5 protein-coding genes are annotated in these 2,400 nt (G+C 68.7%); all 5 read right to left on the bottom strand.

Annotated elements, in window-relative coordinates; all coding sequences use genetic code 11:
• Positions 1 to 273, bottom strand: a 273-nt coding sequence (locus A5701_RS21355; protein WP_156670193.1) for a DUF222 domain-containing protein, incomplete at its 3' end; no start/stop codon positions are given.
• A 51-nt stretch (positions 274 to 324) separates the two neighbouring features.
• On the bottom strand, positions 325 to 855 hold the full coding sequence (locus tag A5701_RS21350; protein WP_067758489.1) for a histidine phosphatase family protein: 531 nt from the start codon (positions 853 to 855) through the stop codon (positions 325 to 327).
• The gene (locus A5701_RS21345; RefSeq protein WP_067758486.1) at positions 852 to 1,628 is read right to left on the bottom strand and encodes a CbtA family protein; all 777 of its coding nucleotides are present in this window, start codon (positions 1,626 to 1,628) and stop codon (positions 852 to 854) included. Before A5701_RS21345 ends, A5701_RS21350 begins: the two co-directional genes overlap by 4 nt.
• Before the next feature lie 4 nt (positions 1,629 to 1,632).
• Entirely contained in the window at positions 1,633 to 1,842 is a 210-nt protein-coding gene (locus A5701_RS21340) for a CbtB-domain containing protein (RefSeq protein WP_067758484.1), read from the bottom strand.
• Between the two features lie 142 nt (positions 1,843 to 1,984).
• A complete protein-coding gene (locus A5701_RS21335) occupies positions 1,985 to 2,365 on the bottom strand; it encodes a YbjQ family protein (RefSeq protein WP_067758483.1) in 381 nt (126 codons plus the stop codon).
• Between the last annotated feature and the right edge of the window lie 35 nt (positions 2,366 to 2,400).

The following is a 2,400-nucleotide window of genomic DNA, read 5'->3' as shown; positions in this document are numbered from 1 at the left end:
GCAGCGGGGGAACTCCTCGACCCGGCGCGCGACGGTGGCGATCGTGTGCGCGGTGGTCGAGGACAACCCCAGCTTCCAGGCCACCAACGCCGGCACCGACCGCGCGCCGGTCATGCCGCACAGCTCCTCGCGGTCGATCTCGGCGACCAAATCCACGATGCGCCCATCGATGGCGTTGCGCTGACCGGCCAACTCCGCCAACTCCTCGAACAGCACCCCGAGACGGTCTTTGGGGCTCACCACCACGGAGTCGGACGATGCGGTCGAAGACATGAACCCATCATCGCAGCGCGGTACGACAAGTTTCGAAAACCCGATCCCCGCTCACAGCCGCAGCGTCCAACGGCCGTCGCGCAGGTGCATGACGGTACGACTGACGGTCGCAATGTCGATGCGCCAGAACGATTCCGGCGGTGCCGCCAGGGCGACCAGGATCGCCGCCCGGATGACCGCGGGATGCGTCACCGCCACGGTCGGCTGGTTCACCGACTTCAGCCATCCCGCCACCCGTTCGACCAGGGCGACGATCGACTCGCCACCGTGCGGCGCCCGGCCCGGGTCGGTCAGCCACGCCTCGAGGTCCCGCGGGTCGATTGTCTCCCGCGCTTGCCCGCGCCATGTCCCGCAATCGATGTCGGCCAACCGGGGCTCGACGCTGGCCGCCAGGCCCAGCAGCTCCGCGGTTTCACAGGCGCGCCGCTCGGGCGCGGCGAGGTGCGTCTTGGCTTTGAAGCCAACCTTTTTCACCTGCCCACGTCCGACGTCGCTGAGCGGTTCGTCGAGCGGAAATCGCGCGGACGCCATGGCGTCGGTCATCGCGTGTGACACCATCGTCAGCCGCAGGACACCGGTCACGCGTTGATGCTCGGCGCGCGCTCCTCGAGCAACCGCCCGGCGAGCGTCGCGAACACCACGCCGACGGTCACCCACAGCACCAACTGCGCGGACAACGAGAGCAGCCTGAAGTCGTAGAGGACGTCGGCGGGAAAGCCCGGATAGACGATCGTGCCCGACGCGTCGCGCAGCGGCCCGGGGGTCTCGTCTATGTCCGGCAACGACATCGCCAGCACCGCGACCGCCGCGACGTAGCCGCCCGCGGCGAGCAGCCGCCCGTTCCACGCGCCGAGGCGGGCGGTCAGGAACCGCGCCAGCCACACGGCCGCGATGGTCAGCACCACCGAGGCCAGCACCATGACCAGGTACCAGCCGGTGCGCGCCCCTATCGTGTCCGCCTGGCCCACCGCCGGCGGGTTGGGCGGATACTTCACGAACGGCACCAGGTAGACCGCGACGAAGGCGGCCGCCGCCAAGAGCAGCGAAAGCGCACGTGGCCCAACGCTTGTCACGCGCGCGGCGATCACACAGAACAGCACGCTGAACAGCGCGCCCAGCGCGACGCCGAAGATGAGCAATCCGAAGCCCAGCCCGGCGTTGGACTGCACCCCGCGGCTGAACAACTCGGCGCCGTGCTCGTGCACACCATGAGCGTTCTCCGCGTCGGCCCGGCCGTCCTCGAAGGCGATCGCGCGGCCGATCACCGGCTCGGCGCACAGGCGGGCGAAGGCGAACGCCAGCACCGCGCCGATTGCACCGGCCAGCAAGCCGCGCCCGATCAGACGCTTCTCCACGCGATCAGTGGCAGGGGAAGCCGAGCAGGTGCCGCGCGTCGTGCACGAACTCGTGCACGTGCGAATCGCTGCCGAACAGCGACACCGCGCCCTGGTCCACGCCGACGAAGTACAGCGCTAACAGGGCCAGGAAGGCGGTTCCCGCCAACCAGGCCGCGGCGCCGGCGGCCGACAAATCAACCGATCGGGTCCGGGTCGTCTCAAGGTTCGGCACGATCGACTCTCCTTCCGGGGGATAACCGCGTCCCCTCTGGTGACGACGGGCCATGGGTCTGACTATCGACAGTGGCGCGACCGTTCTGGAATTTCACCAGATTCCGTTGCCCGTCAGGACGAGAGTCAGTCTAAACCGCCGCTCACTGCTGTGGAGGCGGGGAGCCATAACCCAGCTGGCTGGCCGTGTATTTCGCGGCCTCGGTCAGCGGTGTCGCCTGGACCGCCGTGCCGTAGGCGCAGATCTCGGTCCACACGTCGCCGATTTCGGTCGTATCGAACCGCATCGCCACGATCGCGTTGCCGCCGCGATTGCGCGCCTCGGTGATCAGCCGCCCCATCGCCTCGTTCCGGCTCTCGGCCAGGTTCTTGGTCATGCCGGCCAGCTCGCCGCCGAACATCGCCTTGAATCCCGCGCCCATCTGGGAGAAGGCGTTTCGCGAACGGACGGTCAGCCCGAACACTTCGCCGCAGACCCGCTGGATCTCCCAGCCGGGCAGGTCGTTGGTGGTGACGATCAGCACTGGCTTGCCTCCTGGTCACAGCGAAAACGGGCGGT

This window comes from Mycobacterium sp. E3305 (assembly GCF_001666785.1).
Classification (GTDB): Bacteria; Actinomycetota; Actinomycetes; order Mycobacteriales; family Mycobacteriaceae; genus Mycobacterium.
Note: the sequence above shows the minus strand (reverse complement) of the source record. Positions and strands in the feature narration are given on the sequence as shown.